Raw genomic sequence first — 16229 nt, 5'->3', positions numbered from 1 at the left:
GAAATAATTTTTTTTAACAATGATGGAGATTTCAGTAGCTTTGACCACATCGTTTCGAAATTGCAGATCAGTATTTTTCGGTCAAAACCGACCATCCCAATAGACTAGTAGAGAATAGGTTAAGAATAAATCGGGTTTTTCTTAAACTGGTCAATCCTACACGGAATCAATTGGTCAACGGAGCCGAAATCTCCACTCTGAATCCAGTAAATAATTTGCTGGAATAAATCTTATTCCATATCACATTGTTACAGTTTTACCTGTAAATGGTATGAATTTTATAAAGTGCACATTTCCATCAACCTGTTCGCTATTAGTTTGCGACTATTAAATTCACTAGTCACTTTTGACGTTGACTAATAAAAAAATCTACAAAAATAGGTAGATCGGTCACGTACATAGATATATTCTTTAGTTTAGCATTAACTTTTTAGTATTATGTAAAGAAAACAAATGGAATTAACGACTCAACAATGCAATGAGAGTATGTCTGCTGCAACTAATGTCTTACTTTTTGAAGATGACTATTTAGAGATTAAAAACGCAATTGAACGGCTTCACTCGCTTTTTGCCGGCGTAACGGGTATAAATGCGGGTAACATTACAGATCAGGATATTTATCTGCCAAGCGGTAAAGCAGTTTCAACCATTAAAGCTGCACATTGTCTTAAAGAATTGGAGCGCACACGTAGATTTGTTAGAGGCATCTATCATGCGATTAATCATTTATTAGATACAATTCCCGGGCATATCATCAATATATTATATGCTGGTTGTGGTCCTTACGGCACATTGCTTACACCCTTAACATCTCAATTTACCGCAGCGCAAGTCAATTTCATTTTATTAGATATCAATCCTGATTCGTTGGAAGCAGCAAAAGTTCTTTATGAAAAATTAGACCTTTTAGATTATGTGGTTGATTTTGTTTGCGCCGATGCAACAACTTATAAATTTCCTGATGGTGTGCGTATTGATATGGTGATTTCAGAAACGATGCTAAATGCTTTACGGAAAGAACCTCAGGTGGCAATTATGAATAATTTAATTCCGAAAATGCGTCCGGAAGCTATTTTTATTCCGGAAAAAATAGCTGTCGAAGCGGTATTAACCCGTTGGGAAGAAGAATACAAGCATTTTACCGTGCTTGATTATCAGCCGAAACGCATAAGAGTTGGGTTGGTTTATTGTGCGAGTCGTGAATTTAAGCTACCACAGCCAGTGGTTATAGAGGTGCCTGCTTCTAAAACTCATAACCGGCTAGATTTATTTACAGAAATCAAAGTGTTTGGTAGAGAGGTACTAACAACGTATAACTGCAGTTTAACAACGCCATTTGCCGTGTGTAAATTAGAAAATCAAAGTGATAGTATCAAGATTGCATTTGAATATATACTATCAGATGATCCGGGCTTTACATATATGATTTAAAATTGGGATTATGACCAGTTGATACACCTTCTTAAGGTGTATCAACAATTACAATATACTTAATGCCAAGTTGATTGCGATCACTTCCTAGTGATGGACTTGTAATCTCTGATATCTCAGCCGGGCTTTGGTATGGTAATATATTGTTTGCCGGAGGTAGTTTGTTAGTTACTATACAGGATTGGGTAATCGCAGGATTGATCTGAGAAACGGAAAATATAACCTGTCGTTGTCCTAACTAAGTATCAGATGATAGATTATTATTGTAGCAGAATCAATTGGAAAAGCGTTTTCCTTGATTTTTAAAACTAGATAAGCAGAGCTACTTATGCTGATAAGCCATAAAAGCGTCTGGCTCAGTTAAGTTAAGGCACATCCTGTTTTTGATACTGTATACTTTATTCAGAATATTAACAGCAATGCGGGTACAAGCCATTTTTTGAAAACAATTTACCATTGATGCCATTATCATCAGATAGATTATTTACAAAAAAGCTTCCTGAAGGCTCTTTTTATGATAAAAGCGGCGATATTTATTTCTCGTTATCTATTATGATATTATCAGCAGTTACGACAGTACTTATTCCTTTAATACCGATACTGTTTCCTTTGGTCCTGTTTGTCACAGTTACCCATACCAAGCTGCAAATCAATAAAGCTACACGAGATATCAACTGTCCATACACTGTGTTATACTCGCGATAAGGCACCTTCGTTACCCATTGTAATTTTAAATGCAGAATTGAAAATTGCCATTTTTCGATATAATTATGTTTTTACTTTTACCAGGCATGTAATTGAATTTCATCCATACCCAACTAGGACGGCGGTTATGTTAAGATTAATGAGCGCATTAACGGCCTGTTTTCAAATTTGCATATTATAAATGAAATAATATCGTTGTTCATGAACAGGTTATCTCGAATATAGCTTTATCCTTTTTAGGTTAGCATACTGATATATTAAATGAAGTGAAGATGTAATAATTAAATTTTATACTATTGATTAAATTTAGCAACATGATATCATGACCTACATCCACCTCTTCTGAACCGTAAAATCAGCAGGTTGATAGTTGATATATTGCACAAATCGCGGTTTTGTCGAAGTATTTGGACTACTACCATGGGGTAAAGCCTGATGCCAGATAATAAAATCTCCGGCCTCGGCAGCGATTGGTAAGCTGCCCAGCGCATGCAGGTCCTCTGTTCTTGGATTGGCGCCCGCAGGAAGGGAGGGAAGCCATGTAGAAATACGATGATGAAATCCGGGAACTAATGTAAAAGCACCTTGATTTGGCGCCGTATCAGCAAGGTATAATAAGCCCTGCAGGTTAAATGGAATAGGCAAGTCCAGGCTGCAATCCCAATGTAAATCCGGACCAGGAAATTTCCATTTTTCTGTTTCCGGAGGATTAAAACCCACGCGATCTGTTGTTACCCATATATCGGTACGCTGCCATAGCTGTTCATAAGCCATCCTAATACGTGCTGATTGCCTGTTTTTTTGTAATAAAGGATGCTGAAATAATTGGACCATAATTCCCTGCCTTGAGGTATTGGATCCATACCAGGTGTTAGCATCCTGAAGATTTATTTTTAGAAAATCACAAATTACATTAATAGTGGCCTGGCAATCTTCTTTAGGAATCGCATTTTTAAGAATCAGATAGCCATTTTCTGTCCAAAATGCAAGTTCTTCCACACTGATTACTGATGGGATGGGTTGGCTAATCCTTGGTGTCTCGCTAAATAAGCTATTAAATCTATTGATCTGTTCGCTTGTAGGAATGCCTGAGGTTTGCACGATCCATTGTTCAAATTCTTCAAATGCCGGAGCATATTGAAAAACATAAGTAAGCGTTTGTTCAAGGCCTAGTCCTAGCACACTCAATAAGGTTTTGTCCAGCTCCCATTCTTTTTTCCAAAAGTCCACATCTATCTGGTTCGTCCTTTTAAGCATAACTTTGCTCCAGAAACGCTTCACATGCATCAGGCCAAAAGCGCTAGTGTCTGTTGATGGTGATAAAGAAAAATCTGATATCATCGCTATTCCTTTGTGTAGTTGATATGCATGTTTTTTTTACAGGTCCAGTTGATCATTTGCGGAAAAGCCAGCTGATCTTCCTGACCTGAAGGATAGGTCATCCCGTTCCATTGTAATAAAGGAACCCCGAAAAAATGACCCTGTGTAAAGTTCTCCACAAGATTTTTGCCCCCACCTTTATATCCGTCATCATGGAAAACGATATGAGGATCGATACCTAAATGAACAGATGCGGCATATGACCAGGCAATGGCCATCATTTCGCCGCCATTGTTAAGGTCATTGATCGGTAGCGAATCGCTCATCCCCATGCGTATTTCAGGAGGCATGCAGGCCAGGTGCCCGGCCTCATGTAAAATATCGCCTGGATATAATAGTTTTTCCGGATCTACAATCAATATGCCACCGCTAAGTTTAAGGCCTGGCAAAAATGTTTCTTCGGTTATAGATTCCAGTTGGTATTGTAAACCAATTTCGGAAATAAAATCGAGCAGTTTGGCCGTCAATTGATTAATTTGCAGTTCTTTTTCCATCTGATCGGCCAGGTGATCTGAATTTGTTGTATTTGCCATTCTCAAGCTTTTAATTACCTGGTGCGTAGTTTCTGCATCTTTTTTTAGAAAAACTGTTTTTTTCATGCCAGTAGCAATTTGCTTGGTAAGCCATTTATTTACTTTACAATCGATAACCAGATGTATTCTATCGGTTGGGCCATTATTTGTTACACGATGTTTTATATTGGCATTAATGTACCAACAGTCGCCTTCATTCATCACTACACGGTCTTCAGCTACAAAAAATTCAACTTCCGGATTGGTAAATATGGGAATATGCAGGCGTGCCTCGCCCTGTTCAAAGGCCAGCTCAATATCTCTGTGTGCTTTAATCACTGAGCCTGCATGAAGATTGAGTAAGCGGACGGAAAGTTTTTCACATTTAAATTTTTCCAAAAATCTGCTCGTTTCAGGAAGATTGATCAGTAAAGCTGTATTTTCAAAATGCTTATGGCTTAATAGATCAGCGAAAGGATTGTCGCTGTTTCCGCCGGGAGTGCGCAAAGGCAAAACGTGCCAGTTACCTGTATAATCGGTAGTGCTGTAATGTGGCATCCATTGATTACCGGTTAATAAATCTTTCAACTCATGCTGGAGCAGCTGAACGTTAATGTTGAGGTTTAATTTAGAGAAGCAAATCATGATGTTTGCAAATTATGAAATTATTTAATACCAATACATCTATTGCACCTGATAAAAAAAGCGATAATGCTTCAGCAGGTGTTTCTACTATAGGCATCCCTTTACGATTGAGAGATGTGTTTAATAAAACGCCAATACCTGTTATGGCTTCAAAATCGCTGATGAGCTGATAGAAATCAGGATTAAAGGCGCTGGTTACGGTTTGTACCCGGCAGGTACCATCCCGGTGAACGATTCCATCAAGCTGATTTTTCCATTCGGGCTTTATCTCATCTATCAATATCATATAGGGGCTTTCCCATCCATGGATAAAGTATTTTTGCACATCATCAATTCTTACAGATGGGGCAAATGGCCTGAAATCTTCCCTGAATTTAATTGCGCTATTAATGTGGTTTTTGATGTCTTTAATACGCGGATCTGCCAATATGCTCCGATGCCCTAATGCTCTTGGTCCAAATTCGGCGCCTCCCTGAAACCATCCTACCACTTTGCCACGGCCAAGTTCTTCAGCCGTAAGCGCTACAAATTTTGTCGTTTGGTTGATTGAAAATGCGGTATTTCCAATAATGCCAGCATCTGATAGAGCCTTTTCCACATCATCATTGGAGTAACTACGGCCGAAAAAAACATGGTCGGGAATGCTTGCTTTCTGCTGGCCCAAAATTTCATGCCAACCATAATAAGCACAGCCAATGGCGATTCCGTTATCTCCCGCTGCGGGTTGGGTGTATAAATTTTTTACAATGCCCGAACGCCGCAATTTGAAGTTGGCTACAGCATTTAAGGCTACTCCACCGGCATAAGCAAAGTTGGCATGCGGATATAGTTTAGACCGCTCTTTAAAGAGATAAATAATAGCCTTTTCAGTTTCATCCTGTACCCAACGTGCCATGTCGGCATAGTGTTTAAAGTCATTTTTAAAAGTATCATAACCTGATGAGGGTTTATTGAAATACGCATCAACATTTTTGTAAAGTACTTCGATGATGCCACTCTCTAATTTAAATAGGGGTGGTTTTCCATTCAAAATGCCAAAGGGAGCCAAACCCATCAGTTTCCCAACATCATTCATGTTGCCAAAGCAATACTGACTGGCTGCGTGATAAAGTCCTCCGATGGAATGATAATTAGTTGGCAATTTTAAGGAGTGACACTCTTGAAACAGCTTAACTTCGGAGAAATCTTTAAATAGTGGAATCAACGTTTTTCCGTTGAAGTGATAAAAACTATCTTTTTCACAATACATGCCATTACTAAATGGATACGACGGTGTTGTCGTACCTTCGAGATCTAAACACTGCGCATAAGGGCTACCTGCACCATCAACTATCATTACATTACATTCTTCGAACGGAGACATACCCACTGCACTCCAGGCATGTGCCAGATGGTGTGACAGGGTAATTACGGGCGTTTGAATATATCCGTCGAAATATCGACGTCCGGCATATTGGCCTGGTGAGATGTTGTTTTCGAAGTTTGACGCTTGCACAATTAATGCCAAATCGCTGGCTTTGATTCCTGCAAAATCCAAACAATATTGAACAGTATTAAAATCGTTACCTCCATCATGTTTTACACGGGTAAGCCTCTCCTTTTCAATAGCGACTAAGATCTTACCGTTCTTTAATAAAACTGTTGATCCGTCGTGTGATAAACCTGTTCCTAAAATATAGGTGTCCATTGGTACTTTATAATTTGAATGCGACTAATGCCAGTATAAACATATAAAGAATTTTAGAATGATTTAGGATTATGGGTGTATGTCTGTTTAGGATTATAGGTCTATGTCTGTTAAAGTAGACTGCCCATTGGGAAAAGTTATTGATTAATGTCAAATATTTTAGCGGTTATTATATCAAATTTTAAAAGTTATTATTAAATTTACACTTAATCTAAATCGCCCTCTTCAATGAATGCTCAGTTTGTAACCGCAAGTGAAAAAAATCAGTGTATTTTAAACGGTACCTATCTGTATATAAAAAAACTCCTCAGCGAAGAAGAAGTCAATCATATTAATTTCCTTTTTAAATCAGGTGCATTTGATGATGGCAAATTAACTGCATACAGTGCTGCAAAAGAAGTAAAAAGCAATTTGCAGCTCAATAATCAGACACAAGAGCATGCTGTCATTCAACAACGTATTTTAGAAGCGCTTAATCGCAACGCTTTATTCAGAAATGCTGTCTTGCCCCAAAGTGTTCATCCCTTTATCATCAGTAATTATAAACATGGTATGCATTATGGCTGGCATGTAGATCGTCCGGTGATGGGTAATATGATCCGTACGGATGTTGCCATTACGATTTGCCTGAATGATCCTGAAGAGTATGATGGAGGCGAACTGGAATTACAAACTGCAAATGGAAACGTATTGTATAAACTGAATAAGGGGGATGCCATCTGTTATCCATGTACTCAGGTTCATCGGGTGAGGGAAGTTACCCGTGGCGAACGGAACGTTGCGGTAACTTGGGTCCAGTCGCTGGTCAAAGAAGCTGTACACCGAAAAATGTTATTTGACATTTTCCAGATCACTGAAAACCTCTTTAATAAAGAACTGATGGAGGAAGAATATCTTTTATTGCAGCAACATTATAGTAACCTGTTGCGGATGTGGGCAAATTAATTAGAATTAATGGAAACTAAAAAATTAACGGTGGGCGTTTTGCTTTCCAACTCAAGTATTCTGCCAATGGCTAAACAATTTAGTACAGGGCTAAAAAATGGCTTAAAGGAATTAAGCCAGGAGGTTGAATTGGAAATTGTGCCAGAATTTATTGGCCAGGGATCGCGTGATCTTGCTGAAGCCGCTATCACCAAGCTGGTCAGCTTTGACGATGCAGATGTGATTACAGGCATCGTTTCTAATAAAGTTGGTACTGATCTTTCAGAAAAAATAGCAAATGTAAAACGGCCGTTCATTATTAATAACATAGGTGAGCATTTGCCGGAACCTGGAAAGTTTAATGATTACATGTTTCTCAACTCCATTCATACCTGGCAACAATTGTGGTCTGTTGGCCAATGGGGGGTTAAGCAATTTGGGAAAAAAGGCATGTATGTTTCTGGTTTGTACGACTGTGGCTATTCATTTCAAAGTATGTTGAGCGCTGGTATGGAATCGGCAGCGGGTGAAGTAACCATGCCATTTGTGATTGCGCCAACACCCAATCCTAAAGAAACTGGCGATATTGCCGCCGTATTTGAACATATACAACATTACAAACCGGATTTTATTCTGGCTACTTTTTGCGGAAAAGAAGCTACGATGTTTTTAACGCAATATGTGGAGCAAGGCTTACATAAAACTATTCCATTACTTGGTTTGCCGTTTCTGTTGGAAGCATTTACCACACCTGAGCCAATTGAAGTTTACACTACATTATCAATAAATCGTGAACTTAAACCAGAGCAGTTGGATGAGGTGAGTAATGCCATGGCAAATCCTTTTTCCCAGTTTGGGTTTGAAACGGGTTTACTGATCGCCCAGGCGGTTAAAGATCAGGGTGGAAAATCTCTACAAAAAGCCATTGCCGAAGCAGCCATCGAAACAGCGCGTGGCTGTGTTGAAATTACACCGGAATCAAATGCCTCGCAAAGCAGAGTTTACCTGGTTAAAAATACCTTTACCGGGATTAAAAGTGATATATCCAGGGAGCTGATCAGTGAACTGGAAACCATTGATATTCATCATGAAGATGTGCAACGTATTAGCAGCCAAGCTTCTTCATTTTGGATGAACCCTTACCTTGGCATATAATGAAGAAAATAGCAGTTATCTGCAATTCAGATTCGCTTGCATTTCCAACAGTCCAAGCATTGGACTCACGAGCACTTTTAGGTGGTGTGGCTATTCTGGATCGAAGTAGCAAAGCGCTGCTGAAACCTTTGCAAGCCATGGGTTTATCTGGAAATCAGATATTGCAATTGAATCAGGGGTCATGGGAGCATGAACTAAAACACTGGTTGACAAGATTGGATGCAGATGCCGTATGGGTATTTGGTTTTCCTTGGATGATTCCTGATCACCTGCTACAAAGTGTACGCAGTGGTTACCTGAATTTTCATTTTGGTGAATTACCTAAATACCGTGGTGCCGATCCTATATTCTGGCAACTCAGAAACAATGAGCCCTATGCAAGCCTGACGGTACATCAAATGACCGAAAATACAGATGCCGGACCCATTGTATGGACAAAGCAACTACCTATTATAAAAGGTGAGAATTATGGGCTGCTTTGCCAGCGATTGGGGTTTTTGGCTGTAGAAGCGATAGATAAGCTGCTGAATAACACGCAGTACTTACCTGTTGTGAATGAAAATAATTTAGCGAATACGGCTTGGGAGAAAAAACCTGGCAATAAAGAATTAGCAATCAATTGGCGGGAGCAATCTGCCGATGAAATAGAATGTTTGATTAATGCAGCCAATTCAAAATATGATGGTGCAACTGCCTGGATTAAAAACACAGAAGTACGCATATTAGAAGGATCGCCAGCAGAAATTCAATTGCCGGAAGGGACGAAGCCAGAACCCGGCACTATAGTTTACGCTGATGCACTTTATGGATTGATTGTAGCATGTCTTGAAAATCGTTTTTTAAAGATTAATATTTTACACATGCGCGAAGGCTATTTTTCAGGAAGTAAGCTTTTTCAGATGGGTATAAAAGCAGGGGAGAAATTTATAAACCTAAATTAAATTATATGGAAGGAACAATTGCAGAAGTACGGATTTTTGCCGGCGATTTTGCGCCGAAAGGCTGGGCTTTGTGCCAGGGTCAGCTATTAAACTTAAACAGTAACCAGGCGGTATATGCCATCCTGGGAACTTTATACGGTGGAGATGGGCGCACTACATTTGGATTGCCAGATTTGCGTAGCAGAACTGTAGTGGGTGTAGGAGCGGGTGCAAACTTGTCTGTTTATACACCAGGGGAAAAAATAGGTGTAGAAAAGGTGCCGCTTAACATAAACCAAATACCTGCGCATACACATATTGCAGCTATTACGCCGGGCACGGGCAACGGCATAGGGAATGCTACATTTTATGGTAATCCTAGCGAAAGTACGCAAGAAAACGGGCAAAATGCTTTTATCAGCAAGGATGCTTCAAACCAGATGGCAGTTTACGCTAAAAGTGGTACAACAACTGCTTTGAGTGATAAATCCATTCAAATAAGTAATGTTAACATACCCAATCCAAGTATTGCCCTAGAGAGTGCCGGGACTAGCGGAGCGCATAATAACATCATGCCAAGCATTGCACTCAATTATATCATTTGTATTCAAGGATATTTCCCATCACGGAATTAATTACACAACCTAAATTAAGATAAAAATATGGAAGGAACAATTGGCGAAATCCGTGCTTTTGCAGGCAATTTCGCACCAAGAACTTGGCTTTTTTGCCAGGGACAAAATATGCAGTTGGCGCAATATCAGGCTCTTTTTGCAATAATCGGTACTAACTATGGTGGTGATGGCGTAAATACTTTCCAATTACCCAACATTGCCAGTCGGATTGTGGTAGGAGCAGGCCAGGGTATTGGCCTTAGTAACTATAATCTGGGCCAGGTTACTGGTGAGGAGAGTCATGCGCTGAATTCATTAGAGCTGCCGGTTCATACACACCAAATAACCCCTGATTTTAGTACAACTGCAGCTTCAGTAAACATTTCATTAAATGCTGTTGCATCTTCTGGTACTGAATTCGGCCCGGTAGGCAATTATTTGGCACAAGACTCATCAGGTACTAACAATGTTTATGCTAATCCAACTAATTCTCCAAATCTTGTTGACCTTAATAGCAATGCTGCACAGGTGAGCAACCTGTCGCCTCCGATACCGCAGGTAGTTATTGGTATAGCTGGGAATAGCCTGCCGCACAATAATATACAACCTGTACTTGCAATAAATTATATTATTTGCGTAGATGGGATTTTTCCCTCAAGAAACTAAAATTAATTAACACTAACTTTTATCACAATGGAAGGAACTATAGGAGAAATAAGAATGTTCGCAGGGACGTTTGCACCAATGAGTTGGGCTATATGCAACGGGCAAACTTTAGCAATACGTACTTACACCACATTGTATGCTGTAATTGGTACTTACTACGGTGGCGATGGTACAAGCACTTTTAAGCTACCTGATCTTCAGGGACGTACTATCGTAGGCGCAGGTCAGGGCCAGGGATTAACAGCGTACAGTCTAGGCGATGCAGAAGGTACTGAAGCAGTAGCTGTTGGCATGTCAGAAATGTCGGCACACACTCACAATTTAACATATTTACCAGCTGCAGGTTCAGCAACTGTAACGATTAAGGCATCTGCAGATCAATTCGATGAGCCAAGTCCTGCAGGTAATCTTTTAGGTGCACCAAGTGGATTGGGGGAAATGTTATATGGTGTAGCGCAACCGCCGGCACAACAAGCGCCTATGGCAAATGGCACACTGAGTATACAAAGTGTAACCGGACCACAGTTAACTAGCCTGGCTATAGCAGCTTCCGGCTCAGCAACACCTGCTATCCATGAGAATAGGCAGCCTTCAATGGCACTTAATTACGTGATCTGTATGGTAGGACTTTTTCCTTCGAGAGATTAAAATCTGGGGCTTATGATAGCCTTTTTATAAGTATAACCGGTCTTCTTCAATCCCGGTTATACTTTTTATTATCTACCACAACGTATCGTATTGAAGATTTAGAAAGGTTATTTATATGAAGAAATTTTACAAAAAAGTATTTCGTTTTTTATTCATTATCCCATTGCTTTTAATCAGTATATTAAATGCCAGGGCAGCTTTATCTAAGGGGGATCTTGCGGTAATTGGGATGAATAGTGACCCTGATGCCGGAACAACGATACGTAGTTTTGCGATAGTGGCACTTAATAATATTGCGGCGAATGAGGTGATTTATATTACTGATCGTGGATGGGTAAACACCTATGGCTCAACCCCAGGACATTTTGTGGGTGCAATAACAACACCACAACCATCGATTGTTACGACAAATGAGGGGACTTTGCAATGGCAACCTTCAGTAACTATATCTGCAGGTACGGTGATCATTATCAAGCTTGACTTAGCCATCAGGAGTGCATCAGGTCTAAAAGGTGATGGTAGTGTACTTCCTGCTGCAGATTTTTCAATACTTCCAGGCACATGGACAAATACTACGCTTTCTGCCAACCCATGGCCTACAGCAACAGGTGATCAATTAATAATCTATCAGGGGGCTGATACTAACCCATCATTTATTTTTGCATTTAATAATATCAGACTAAATGCTACGAATGTTTCAAACGGATGGCATATAAATTCCACCAGTACTGAGCCTATTAATCAGCTTCAGGCTTATAGCGAATTACCATCTGACTTAGGTACGACTTATTCTACCGCCTTTTTTACTAATACAGCTAATTCACGCTATCCCAATGAAAAATATAATCCCAGTTCGTCAAGCGGGTCCAAAGCCACAATTTTAGCGGATATTACCAATACGGCTAACTGGGTCAATCCAACTACTTCTGGCACAGCATATAACTTTAGTCTGGGCTTCGGCGCTAACAGTACAACACAATTCAATCTTGATAATACGACGGTGCCAACGGTAACGGCTTTGAACCCAACCAGCGGGCCGACTAATGGAGGCACTAACGTGACCATTACCGGCACCAACTTCAGCGGGACTACCGCGGTGAGCTTTGGCGCTACGGCGGCTACAGGCTTCACCGTTAACTCGGCAACACAGATCACCGCGACCGCACCGGCAGGAACAGGCACCGTTGATGTCCGCATCACTACAACCGGGGGTACCAGCGCGACCAGTGCCAGCGACCAGTTTACCTATATCGCAAGACCAGCGGTAACGGCCTTGAGCCCAACCAGCGGGCCGACCAGTGGAGGCACTAGCGTGACCATTACCGGTACCAACTTCATCGGGGCTACCGCGGTCACCTTTGGCGCTACGGCGGCTACAGGCTTCACCGTTAACTCGGCAACACAGATCACGGCGACCGCACCGGCAGGAACAGGCACCATTGATGTCCGCATCACTACAATTGGGGGTACCAGCGCGACCAGTGCCAGCGACCAGTTTACCTATATCGCAAGACCAGCGGTAGCGGCTTTGAGCCCAACCAGCGGCCCGACCAGTGGAGGCACAAGCGTAATCATTACCGGCACCAACTTCACCGGAGCGACCGCGGTGGCCTTTGGCGCTACGGCGGCTATAGGGTTCACCGTTAACTCGGCAACACAGATCACGGCGACCGCACCGGCAGGAACAGGCACAGTTGATGTCCGCGTCACTACATTAGGGGGCACCAGTGCGACCAGTGCAAGTGACCAGTTTACGTATGTCGCAAGACCAACGGTAACTGCTTTGAGCCCAACCAGCGGCCCGACCAGTGGAGGCACAAGCGTAATCATTACCGGCAATAACTTCAGTGGGGCGACCGCTGTGACTTTTGGTGTTACGGTGGCAACAGGCTTTACCGTTAACTCGGCAACGCAAATCACGGCGACCGCACCGGCAGGAACAGGCACAGTTGATGTCAGCGTCACTACTTTAGGGGGCACCAGTGCGACCAGCGCAAGTGACCAGTTTACGTATGTCACAAGACCAACGGTAACTGCTTTGAGTCCAACCAGTGGCCCGACCAGTGGAGGCACTACTGTGACCATTACCGGTAATAACTTCAATGGGGCGACCGCTGTGACCTTCGGTGCTACGGCGGCTACAGGCTTTACTGTTAACTCGGCAACGCAAATCACCGCGACCGCACCTGCAGGAACAGGAACTGTTGATGTCCGCATCACTACGACAGGAGGCACCAGTGTGACCAGTGCGAGCGACCAGTTTACCTATGTCGCCGCACCAACAGTTACAGCTGCACGAATCAACATCAGCGGCGCAAACGGTACAGGTGGTGCATACAAAATTGGTGATGTAGTAACAGCTACCTGGAATAATACAGCAAGTGGTGATAATAATCCGGGTGTTACAGCAGTCACAATAGACTTCAGTCAGTTTGGTGGAGGTGTTGCAGTTGCAGCAACTAACAGTAACGAAACCTGGACAGCTACTTACACTATTGTAGCCGGAAATATAGCTGCTACCAGTAGAAATGTGGCTGTAAGCGCCACAAATTCAGTTGGACTAACCACTGTTACAGATGATGCTAATGTTACCGTAGATAATGTGGCACCGACAGTGGCGATCAGCAGTACGGCTGCTCCCTCGGGTGGATCGACAAGTACTTCACCAATTCCGTTTACAGTTACCTTTTCAGAATCCGTAACCGGATTTGTGACAGGAGATATTACATCTGGAAATTCCACTATCAGTGGATTTTCGGGCAGTGGAACTACCTATACTTTTAATGCAACACCAACCGCAAATGGTGCAGTGACGATGAATATTGCAGCTAATGTGGCGCAGGATGCTGCGGGCAATGGCAATACGGCTGCCAGTCCGTTTTCCATTACCTATGTGCAAGCCAATCAAGTCCCTATAGTTACCGCCACCGGTGGTTCAACTGCATTTACAGGTTCGGCTATAGCAATAGATAACGGGTTAACGGTTACCGATGCTGATAATATCACATTAAGTTATGCTACGGTCGGTATCATCGGAAACTTCATTGCCGGAGAGGATATGTTAACCTTCATGAATAATTCTTCATCGCTATATGGCAATATTATCGGTAGCTATAATGGCGGTACAGGTGTACTAACATTAACGTCAAATAGTGCTGCGGCAACGATTGCACAATGGCAGGCTGCTTTAAGATCAGTAATCTATAATAATACGGCGGGTTCACCAAATACCGCAACAAGAACAATAAGTTTTAGCGTAAATGATGGTATGGCAAATAGTAATACGGCTACCAAAAATGTAACCGTTATCAACCCGGCCACAGTAACTTCAATTGTTCGTGCGGCATCAAATCCAACTAATGCTGCTGCAGTAACCTATACCATAAGTTTTAATAAATCGGTAACAGGTCTGAGCATAACTAATTTTTCCATCACCACAAGTGGTACCATAAACGGTATTTCGCCTTCCGTATCTGGTTCAGGTACTACTTATACGGTTACCATTAATACGGGCACAGGTTCTGGAACGATTAGGCTAAATCTTGCTAATTCTACCGGTATCTCGCCTGGCCCAATTACTAATCTGCCCTTTATTGGAGAAACATATACCATAGATAAAATTGCACCTTCCGTTACCTCGGTAGCTGTTCCGGCTAATGGTACTTATACCGCTTCACAAAATCTTGATTTCACGGTTAATTTTTCAGAAGCGGTTACGGTAGATGCCACACTTAATACACCCTTTATTGCTCTAACATTAAATACTGGCGGTACTGTACGCGCAAACTATATTTCAGGTAGCGGCACCTCTGCACTTGTATTTCGATACACAATTGCCAGTACAGACAGAGATTTGGATGGCATTGTTTTAGGTGCATTAAATATCAATGGTGCTACGATCAGAGATGCGGTAGGTAATAATGCAAATACAATCTTAAATAATGTGGGCAGTACTGCCGGTGTACTGGTAGATGGAACTCCGAGCACTTCTCAAACGATTACATTCAATACCTTGCCTCCAAAAACTTATGGTGATGTAGACTTTGATCCTGGAGCTACGAGCAATAACTCAGGCATTCCGATTACCTATACCAGTAGCAATACCAACGTTGCAACTATTGTAAATGGTAAAATTCATATCATTGCTGTTGGCTCGTCAACAATTACGGCCAGTCAGGCAGGAGATGCCTCTCATAATGCAGCAACAGATGTGCAGCTGACACTAGTGGTTAATGCAAAAACTATCACGGTAACGGCTGCAGCGCAGAGCAAGACCTATGGAGATGCTGATCCTGCGTTGAGCTATACCTTTGCTCCGGCTTTAGTTGGAACAGATACTTTCACAGGAAGTTTAACCAGAATACCAGGTGAAAACGTAGGTACATATGCGATCAACCAGGGTTCATTGGCCTTGAGCAGCAACTATACCCTTACTTATGTTGGTGCCGACTTAACGATTGGTGCAAAAACCATCACGGTAACAGCTACAGCAAAGAGCAAGACCTTTGGAGATGCTGAACCTGCGTTGACCTATACCTTTGCTCCGGGTTTAGTTGGAACAGATACTTTCAGCGGAAGCCTGACCAAAATACCAGGTGAAAACGTAGGTACTTATGCGATCAACCAGGGTACATTGGCCTTGAGCAGCAATTATACCGTTAATTATGTTGGTGCTGATTTAACGATTGCAGCGAAAACCATCACGGTAACGGCTGCAGCAAAAAGTAAAACCTACGGTGATACCGATCCTGCGTTGACCTATACCTTTGCTCCGGCACTGGCTACAGGTGATACTTTCACAGGTTCACAGGCTAGGGTACCTGGCGAAAACGTAGGCACTTATGCAATCAATAAGGGAACACTCTCTTTAAGTGGTAATTATGCATTGACTTATGTTGGTGCTGACTTAACGATTGCAGCGAAAACCATTACGGTAACAGCG

Annotated in this window: 11 protein-coding genes; 8 read left to right on the top strand and 3 right to left on the bottom strand. The window is 41.9% G+C overall.

Annotation, left to right across the window (positions count from 1 at the left end):
• The first annotated feature begins 453 nt into the window (after positions 1-453).
• A complete protein-coding gene (locus EA772_RS02035) occupies positions 454-1431 on the top strand; it encodes a class I SAM-dependent methyltransferase (protein WP_124911019.1) in 978 nt (325 codons plus the stop codon).
• 1032 nt (positions 1432-2463) lie between these two features.
• On the opposite strand, the gene EA772_RS02030 is transcribed toward EA772_RS02035, so the two are convergent.
• The 3 genes from EA772_RS02030 to EA772_RS02020 are packed head-to-tail and all read right to left on the bottom strand — an operon-like array spanning position 2464 to position 6360.
• On the bottom strand, positions 2464-3477 hold the full coding sequence (locus EA772_RS02030) for a phytanoyl-CoA dioxygenase family protein (RefSeq protein WP_124911018.1): 1014 nt from the start codon (positions 3475-3477) through the stop codon (positions 2464-2466).
• A gap of 2 nt (positions 3478-3479) precedes the next feature.
• Positions 3480-4673, bottom strand: a complete 1194-nt coding sequence (locus EA772_RS02025; protein ID WP_124911017.1) for an aspartyl/asparaginyl beta-hydroxylase domain-containing protein — start codon at positions 4671-4673, stop codon at positions 3480-3482.
• Positions 4657-6360 (bottom strand): carbamoyltransferase C-terminal domain-containing protein, encoded by a 1704-nt coding sequence (locus tag EA772_RS02020; RefSeq protein WP_124911016.1) that lies wholly within the window; start codon positions 6358-6360, stop codon positions 4657-4659. Before EA772_RS02020 ends, EA772_RS02025 begins: the two co-directional genes overlap by 17 nt.
• A 228-nt stretch (positions 6361-6588) precedes the next feature.
• On the opposite strand from EA772_RS02020, the gene EA772_RS02015 reads away from it, so the two are divergent.
• The 7 genes from EA772_RS02015 to EA772_RS01985 form a co-directional block, all read left to right on the top strand.
• Positions 6589-7305, top strand: a complete 717-nt coding sequence (locus EA772_RS02015) for a Fe2+-dependent dioxygenase (RefSeq protein WP_124911015.1) — start codon at positions 6589-6591, stop codon at positions 7303-7305.
• A gap of 9 nt (positions 7306-7314) precedes the next feature.
• Positions 7315-8439 carry an ABC transporter substrate-binding protein gene (locus tag EA772_RS02010; protein WP_124911014.1) on the top strand — a complete coding sequence of 375 codons (1125 nt, stop codon included), beginning with the start codon at positions 7315-7317 and terminating at the stop codon, positions 8437-8439.
• Entirely contained in the window at positions 8439-9380 is a 942-nt protein-coding gene (locus tag EA772_RS02005) for a formyltransferase family protein (protein ID WP_124911013.1), read from the top strand. The genes EA772_RS02010 and EA772_RS02005 overlap by 1 nt, the downstream gene beginning before the upstream one ends.
• Before the next feature lie 5 nt (positions 9381-9385).
• Positions 9386-9994 carry a phage tail protein gene (locus EA772_RS02000; protein WP_124911012.1) on the top strand — a complete coding sequence of 203 codons (609 nt, stop codon included), beginning with the start codon at positions 9386-9388 and terminating at the stop codon, positions 9992-9994.
• 27 nt (positions 9995-10021) lie between these two features.
• The gene (locus EA772_RS01995; protein ID WP_124911011.1) at positions 10022-10639 is read left to right on the top strand and encodes a phage tail protein; all 618 of its coding nucleotides are present in this window, start codon (positions 10022-10024) and stop codon (positions 10637-10639) included.
• Between the two features lie 27 nt (positions 10640-10666).
• Positions 10667-11287, top strand: coding sequence for a phage tail protein (locus EA772_RS01990; protein WP_124911010.1), 621 nt, complete (start codon positions 10667-10669; stop codon positions 11285-11287).
• A 115-nt stretch (positions 11288-11402) separates the two neighbouring features.
• Positions 11403-16229, top strand: a 4827-nt coding sequence (locus tag EA772_RS01985) for an S-layer family protein (protein WP_124914958.1), incomplete at its 3' end; no start/stop codon positions are given.

Source organism: Pedobacter sp. G11 (assembly GCF_003860265.1).
Lineage (GTDB): Bacteria > Bacteroidota > Bacteroidia > Sphingobacteriales > Sphingobacteriaceae > Pedobacter > Pedobacter agri.
The sequence above is the reverse complement of the archived record's forward strand: the minus strand, read 5'-3'. Positions and strand labels throughout refer to the sequence as shown.

Excerpts from the sequence above, each read along its gene's own strand:
- EA772_RS02035 (WP_124911019.1), top strand. The coding sequence starts at position 454 with ATGGAATTAACGACTCAACAATGCAATGAGAGTATGTCTGCTGCAACT.
- EA772_RS02030 (WP_124911018.1), bottom strand. The coding sequence starts at position 3,477 with ATGATATCAGATTTTTCTTTATCACCATCAACAGACACTAGCGCTTTT.
- EA772_RS02025 (WP_124911017.1), bottom strand. The coding sequence starts at position 4,673 with ATGATTTGCTTCTCTAAATTAAACCTCAACATTAACGTTCAGCTGCTC.
- EA772_RS02005 (WP_124911013.1), top strand. The coding sequence starts at position 8,439 with ATGAAGAAAATAGCAGTTATCTGCAATTCAGATTCGCTTGCATTTCCA.
- EA772_RS02000 (WP_124911012.1), top strand. The coding sequence starts at position 9,386 with ATGGAAGGAACAATTGCAGAAGTACGGATTTTTGCCGGCGATTTTGCG.
- EA772_RS01995 (WP_124911011.1), top strand. The coding sequence starts at position 10,022 with ATGGAAGGAACAATTGGCGAAATCCGTGCTTTTGCAGGCAATTTCGCA.
- EA772_RS02010 (WP_124911014.1), top strand. The coding sequence starts at position 7,315 with ATGGAAACTAAAAAATTAACGGTGGGCGTTTTGCTTTCCAACTCAAGT.
- EA772_RS01990 (WP_124911010.1), top strand. The coding sequence starts at position 10,667 with ATGGAAGGAACTATAGGAGAAATAAGAATGTTCGCAGGGACGTTTGCA.
- EA772_RS02015 (WP_124911015.1), top strand. The coding sequence starts at position 6,589 with ATGAATGCTCAGTTTGTAACCGCAAGTGAAAAAAATCAGTGTATTTTA.
- EA772_RS02020 (WP_124911016.1), bottom strand. The coding sequence starts at position 6,360 with ATGGACACCTATATTTTAGGAACAGGTTTATCACACGACGGATCAACA.